The organism is Colwellia sp. NW0002-52-1 (assembly GCF_057550865.1).
Genome location: NZ_BAAJLU010000041.1, coordinates 1 through 7,859, shown reverse-complemented (window position 1 = coordinate 7,859; position 7,859 = coordinate 1). Strand labels below are relative to the sequence as shown.

The 7,859-nt window shown below is 39.9% G+C and carries 2 protein-coding genes; both read right to left on the bottom strand.

Annotated features, from left to right (window positions below):
• A partial coding sequence (locus tag AC27H3_RS17975) for a beta strand repeat-containing protein (RefSeq protein WP_487108096.1) occupies positions 1–6,549 on the bottom strand: 6,549 nt, incomplete at its 3' end.
• Between the two features lie 329 nt (positions 6,550–6,878).
• Positions 6,879–7,325, bottom strand: coding sequence for an RNA recognition motif domain-containing protein (locus AC27H3_RS17970; protein ID WP_487108095.1), 447 nt, complete (start codon positions 7,323–7,325; stop codon positions 6,879–6,881).
• Positions 7,326–7,859: the final 534 nt, after the last annotated feature.

The following is a 7,859-nucleotide window of genomic DNA, read 5'->3' as shown; positions in this document are numbered from 1 at the left end:
GTTTACGGCTAATAAATTTTTATCACCATTGCCATTAAACGCATTGTTTATGGTGAGCGTACCGCCAGTGCTTTTGGCATCAACAACATAGGTAGCGCCACTAAAAGTAGTGGTGAGGTCATCTACAACTTGCACATCGCTTAGGCTGATATCACCAGTATTTTTAACCACCATAGCGTAGGTTAGCGTATGTGTGCCATCGCCATTGTTGGTTGGGCCTGCGCTAACGGTTTTAGCTACGCCAATAGCCGGTGCTTCTGCAAAGGTTACGGGTGTTGCATCGTCATCGGCAGCATTACCATTGTTTGTTTCCGGGTTTGTGCCGTTATCTGAGTTGTCGTTAACGGTTGCCCCACCTGGGCTTGTTGCGCCAGCGGTTGCACTGTTATTGTATGGACCTAAGTTAGTGCCTGGCGTAACGGTTACTGTTAGGCTGATCGTTTCGCTTGCGCCAACACTTAAGTTTTGGTTTGCTGCGAATAAGTTTTTATCACCATTGCCATTAAAGGCATTGTTTATGGTGAGTGTGCCGCCAGTGCTTTTGGCATCAACAACAAAGGTAGCGCCACTAAAAGTAGTGGTGAGGTCATCTACAACTTGCACATCGCTTAGGCTGATATCACCAGTATTTTTAACCACCATAGCGTAGGTTAGCGTATGTGTGCCATCACCATTGTTGGTTGGTCCTGCGCTAACGGTTTTAGCTACGCCAATAGCTGGTGCTTCCGCAAAGGTTACGGGTGTTGCATCGTCATCGGCAGCGTTACCGTTGTTGGTTTCAGGGTCTGTACCGTTATCTGAGGTGTCGTTAACGGTTGCACCACTTGGACTAGTTGCCCCAGCGATTGCACTGTTGTTGTAAGCACCTAAATTAGTTCCCGGTGTTACGGTAACGGTTAAACTAATGGTTTCACTAGCACCAACACTTAAGTTTTGGTTTGCCGCTAATAAATTTTTATCACTATCACCATTAAAGGCATTGTTTATGGTGAGTGTGCCGCCGGTACTTTTGGTATCAACAACAAAGGTAGCGCCACTGAAGGTAGTGGTAAGGTCATCAACAACTTGCACATTACTTAGGCTGATATCACCAGTATTTTTAACCACCATAGAGTAAGTTAGCGTATGTGTACCATCACCATTATTTGTAGGGCCTGCGCTAATGGTTTTAGCAACGCCAATAGCCGGTGCTTCAGCAAAGGTTACGGGTGTTGCATCGTCATCGGCAGCATTACCATTATTGGTTTCAGGATCGATGCCGTTATCTGAGGTGTCGTTAGCAGTGCCGTTAGGACTATTGGCAGAAGTAGTCGCGCTATTGTTATAAGTTAATGTTGAACCCGGTGTTACTGTGACTTCTAAATTAATAGTGCCACTATCACCTACCGCTAAACTTTGGTTTGCCGCTAATAAATTAGTGTCACCTACACCGTTGAAACTTGAATTTACTGTGAAGTCTGCACTTGTTGGTGTGCTAATGCTAAAGCTATCAGCACTGGCAAAAGTGGTGCTTAAATTATCAATAACTTGTAAATCTGTTAAGTTTACATCGCCGGTATTTTTAACATTAAATTGATAATTAAAAGTATAAGTACCGTCGGCATTATTTTGAATGGCACCATTAATTGACTTAGCTAGCCCAAGAGCAGGGTCAACAGCAAAAGTTACAGGTGTTGGGCTAGTATCATTGTCGGGGCCATCGTTGGCTGTATCCGGATCAGAACCATTAACGGAGGTATCGTTAGTTGTATTTGTATCATCACGAGCACTTTCTGCTTCAGCAGTAGCACTATTATTGTAAGTATTGAGATCTGTACCTGGACTAACGGTAACAGCAATGTCTAAAGTTTTAGTTTCGTTAATTGCTAAAGTCGAAGGCGTAGCGTTATCTATTAATGTGTTGTTGCTAATGCCATCAAACGTTCCATCGACCGTGAAATCTGAGCTGGTAATCGAGGTTACATTGATATCGCCTGAGGCTATAGGGTTAAAAGTAGCCGCAAGATCATCGGTAACTTGAATGTTGGTTAATGCGACATCGCCGCTGTTTTCCACATAAAATCGATAAACAATATCAAACGTACCGTCAGCAGGATCAAAAGTATTACTAATTAACTCTTTTGCTACGCCAATAACCGGTGTTGATGTTGTTGTTACTACACTCGTTGCTGTTTGTGTGCGGTAATTATTTAAAGGTGCACTTGTAGAAGTAACAGGGTTGTTGCCTGTGCCTGTTGTAATGTCAGCAAAGTTACGCACATTTTCAGCTGCTGCGCCAGATTGTTGCCCAGCATAATCAATATCGGTATTCGCTGTTAAGGTTGTGCCTGGTTTAACAGTTGCCTGTAAATTGGTGTTAAAGGTAAGGGTTAGTGTAGCCGAAGGGCTCATGGAAAAAATACGGTTAATACTTAGTAAGTTATTATCTGCACCACTTATCGTAAAATCAGCATCACTGACTGCTGTTGATAGGTTAGTATTATCAACTACAGTCCCTGTGCTTGAAACAACTAAACCTGTTATGTTTTCAACACCGCTAGGAAGTTGAACTTGCCAGTTACCGCTGTCACCATCTTGAATTTGAAATGCTTGAGCTAACCCTTCGTTTGTCAATACTAATGACCATGCAAATGTTGGTGTTTCATCAGTACGGTTATCTACTGAGCTCGGCGTTGTGGTACTGGTAAGTGATAACTGTGGCTCTAATATGTTTGCTAACATGGTATTAGATACAGAGTTCTGAACGTTACTGAGTAATACTTCAAATTGATTTGATAAAGTTACATTTTGTTGATTTGAAAGTTGGTTTATTACTAATGCCGAAAATTCGATAACAATATATTCTACATCACCATCTGCATCGCTGTTGGTAATATCACCCATATCAAAATCAACAGAATTTCCAGATGCCCCTAAATTAGGTGTAATGGCACAATTAGGTGTTACATTTGGATCTGTTGATGCTTGGCTACCTCCTGCACAAAGACCAGCCCCTAAACTTGATGATAAACCGCCATTACTGACTAACGACACAAAGGCTGTATTATTTACATACTCTAGCCCTTCGGGAAGGTTATCTCTGATAATAAAGTTTTCCGCAGATCCTTCTGGTACGGTTACAACTAAGCGATATTTAATTTCTTCCCCGATTGAAAGCGAACGTTCTGATGAACTAGTACCTGAACCTGCTTCACTGGTATGTGGGAATGTTGTGCTAACAATAGATTTTTCCGATGTTGTTAATTCAACTGTTACGGTTGCAGAGTTTGTAGCTTGATAAGTTTTTTCAGTCCCAGGGTTTGAACCAGATAAATTGCTTCCAGAGCCGTCTAAACTAGTCCATGACAAAGTGGCATTATTGGTAATTTCTTGTCCAGGGGTAGCAGCTGATGAAACATTGGCATCGTAAGTAAATATACAGCTCTCATTGGCTGCTAATTTATCAATAGTCAGCGAAAATCCTGCGCCATTTGGATCACTATCGTCAAAACTCTTGGTTGCTGCATCACAAGCACCAAAGGCTGCTGTGCCTGCTCTGTATTCTAACTCTGTAGGTAAAATATCAACTAAGCTGAGATCAAAAGCGCTTGAGTCAGAGCTTGCTGGAGCAGAAATTGTTAATGTGTAAGTAATGGCATCACCGGCATCACCACCAACGTTACCTGCTGCTTTATTTAGCGTTAATGTCGGTTCGACACGCTTCAGATTTAGATTGTTTGAAGTATAGTTACCTGTACTGTCGGTATATCGGCCTCGGTTAGAGAAATTATCGCCTCCACCGTCAACTTTAACTGCATTGATCTCAAGTACGATATATTCTTCATCAGCATCATCATCGCTATTCGTTACTGTTCCTAAATTGAAAGTAGGGTCGGTACCGGCGCTAAAAGAGCCATTGGTTGCTGTTATATCACAGTCGGGACTCGCATTAGAGTCTGCTAGTGTGTAAGTACAAGTACCAGGATCGGCGATTTCAGATGAGCTTACTCCTGTACCTACAAAACCAAACTTTGCACTGCCATCGTCTTGATAAATTAGTTCTGGTGGCAGTAAATCTCTCAGAATAACAGTGCTATGAAGGCCTTCAGGCAGGGCGGTAACAATTCTAAAACGTGCTATTTCACCAATAGCTAATTCATCTCTACCACTACTAGTGCTGCTATCAGTTTCTGATGTAGATACTAAAGTTTTAACAACACTTGGGCTAATACTCGTTGCTGAAATTGTACTTTCTCGAGTTGGAAACGCAGATTCACCTTCACCTGCTGCAAAGGACATACTCGCGGTATTATCTATGCTAGTTCCCGCAGCAATATCACTACCGATATTACAAGAAAAAGTTAAGGTTGCCGTTTCATCACCAGAACCTGCTTCACCTAAACCACCTCCAGAAGCTAAGGTGTCATCTAGAATTAGGCCGGTAGAAAAATCTCCGGAATAGCCACCACTACCACCGGTTAATACAGGTACAGTACATGAAGCAGCATCAATTGTACTTTCAAATATATCGGTTACTGTTACGTCAAAAGCATCAGCACCACCTGTGTTTTCCAAGGTAATTAGATAGTCAATTTGATCGCCTGCATCTAAATCACTAGTATCACTGGTTATGGTTTTTGTAATCGAAACGTCAGGAGCCCGAACCGTTATTTGTGCCACCGTGGTGTTAGTAGCGTTATCGGTGGCGGTGTTATTAGTTGAAGCGCTCAACAGGTTAGCAAGACTTAAACCATCAGCATAAGGTTCGTTACTCGCTAGGGCATAAACATTAATTACAATATTTCTTGAACTTGCAGAGCCAGTATTAATGTTACCAAAATCAATACTAATACTGTTTGAGCCTGCATCACGCGTAACCGTAAAATCACCATTATAATCAGAAGTACCCGCATATTCGATAAAGTTACCAGCGCTAGCAGAGCCAGGATAAGGAGTTGAACTTGTTTGTGTTGCCGCAGGAAAGTCTGTGGCAGTAAATACAGGGAGAGGCAATACATCAGTTAACACTACGTTATTTGCATCGCCAGAAGGGATTTCCATGGTTAATTGGAATTGCACAATATCGCCAGGCTTAACAGTACTTGAACCTATGGTGTTTTTGCTGATATCAATATCATCAATAGTTACGGTAGCACTAGAATCTTCGAAACAACCTTGAGCACCACTGGCATCACTTAAACCGTATGTCGCGGTAACGTCATTACTAATCGTATCACGGGTAAGTACAGGTTGGCCGTTATCATAATCTTGATCAATAACCGCAGTATAAGTAATCGTACCGCTTTCTGCTGGCCCAATACTGCCCCCTGCAGAAACAATAGCTGCTAATATATCGGCATCTTCAAACGTTGATGAAGTACCAGAGTCAGTAAAGTTGGCATTTAAAGTTGTTGTAGCGCTATTACTGCCGTTGTGCTGAATAGATAACTGAATTTGATTACTAGCAAACTCACTGTAACTAATACCATCTTGTAAAATATCAGTAACCGTAAAGTTGTTTAAACCATCAATATATTCAGAGGTTTGATAAGCATAAGTATAGGTAACAGTAGAGCCAGGTGTGCCGCTGCCAGCAACACTTTTTCTTAACACTAAATGCTTAGCTGAGTTAATGGCTGAATTGCTGTCGCAAGTCATAGTATTTAAAGTGTCAGTAATATAAACGTCAAATTCAGCACGAATATCCTGCGAATTACCATTTGTTCCAGTTCCTGAAGCACAACTGATCGTTATGTCTACATCATCACCTATACCTGAGTTTGCCGCTAATGTAGCTTCGTCTGGCGAGATGCTACAGTCTGTACCACCAACAATAGAAAAAGGACCTTCATATTTAACATTACCCGGTAAAGTAATGGTCGGAAATGTTATAGGAGCAACTGTTGCTGTTGAAGCTATATCTGCAATTGCAACAATAGGGTAAGTCCATTCGGGACCCGGTGGGTTTTCTGATTCTGCTGTGGTATCTGAAATAGTGTATTTTATAACGGTCGGAGTAAAGTCATTATTGTCAGCAGAGCCAACAATCGTATCTTCTCCTTTTGTGCCTGTAGCGCTATCGCCAAATTGAAAACCAGGTACTATTCCTATTGCGTCAGTTTGCAAAATATTTGGTTCAGCATCCAAAGCGACCGTAAGACAAACTTCAACTTGCAAGGGTTGTTGATTATTTGAAACCGAGCCAACAGGTATCGTAAGTGCTACTAGAGTTCCATCCTCAGTTCCCATAAAAGGTAAACCAGAGATAGGATCATTTAAGGTTTCTGTCGCATTATAGGTTTGACTAGAAACCAATTCTAAATCTAGTCCACTAAATGTTGCTGACTGATATGTTAAATCTGGTGCTAGATTTAGTAAGTAATATGGGCCATAGCCAATATCTGGTGAACTATTGGTAAAGTTTGCGTTAAAACAAACCCCTTCACCAATAAACGACTCCGCAGGAGAAAAGTTAGCTACAGTAGGTGCGGAGGCTGCATATGCAGAAGATATTGAGATTAAAAATAGGGCAGTTAATTTTAAAAAAAACAGAAAAACTTTTTGTAGCATTATATTCTCTTAGTATTATTTTATTTTAGTAATCAAATCCCTTTGTTTACATTTTTTTACACTTTATTGGATTATGCAGCTTATGTCACCTTTTTTAATTATTAATCAGTAAACAAATCAATAATTAAGCAACAAAGTGAAATTGAGAAGATAACAGCATATTAATTTTGCAAATTTATAAAAAAAGATGAAAATACTTGAGAGCATTCATTTGTTTAGAATAATAAAATCGGTGTGGGTTTGCTGACATTGGAAGGTGAATAATGCCGTTTACTAAATAAACGGCATTTGAAACATTAAAACATTACTGATGTATTTAAATAAACAGGTTACTCAGAAACTGGTTCTGGGCGTTCTTTTGCTTCACGAACTTTTAAAGTTCGCTGTTGAAATTCACTATCGTTTAGTGAAGATACAGCTTTATCGGCATCAGCAGACGAAATTTCTACAAAACCAAAGCCGCGTCTTTTACCTGTATGCTTATCTTTCATTAATCTAACGGATTGAACTTGGCCATATTCAGAGAATAGCTCTCTAACGGCTGCTTCATTCGCTCTATAGGGTAAGTTGCCAACATAGAGAGTACTTATACTTGTATCTGCATCTTGTACACTTGTTTCAGCTTTGCCAATTAACGGCGCGATGAATGCACAAACAAAAGCAATAACAGCAGCGCTGATACTTGTAAGTTCAATAACATTACCGTTCGCTAAAAAGTATATAGCTACAGAAAAAACTAACGCTACTATTAACGTTAATGGTTGGGGAGACTTCATAATGGATACCTAATTATTATTTTATAAGAAACTTAAATTGCAATTCTATGTTACCCACCTTTTAGTAATGTGCAAGAATAAGTGTAATTTTTATGCAATTTATTCAGCTATATACCTTGAACACATTATCAATAGTATTAGTCCTTAATACAAAAGAAGTAAAAACACCTATATAGGAGTAACTTTTAATTGAGTTTGTAGTCTATAGGCTGACATTTTAGTAAATAGACTTTAAAAGTTGCGCTTGTACAGAAGCTAAATTAAGAAACATCATATAGCTTTTGATTGTACAGCATGCAATTCACACTGCTTTAGCTTAATAAAAACACCGCTTGTACAATTAAAAAGCAAACAAACACATTTATGCAATTTAATTACAATTAGCGGTTGACGTGAGATGAAAAATCTCTAAAATGCGCTCCACTTCTTCGGGACAAGTCGAAGAGGGTGTTTTAATGAGTTATCTAGCGCGGTTTAGGCTGATTTGGTTAACTTAACGTTTTAAAGTTAAGTTTGAATCTTCTGAAAAGAAAA

What these genes read in the sequence shown, in the direction of transcription:
- AC27H3_RS17970 (WP_487108095.1), bottom strand. Translation starts at nt 7,325, where the DNA reads ATGAAGTCTCCCCAACCATTAACGTTAATAGTAGCGTTAGTTTTTTCT.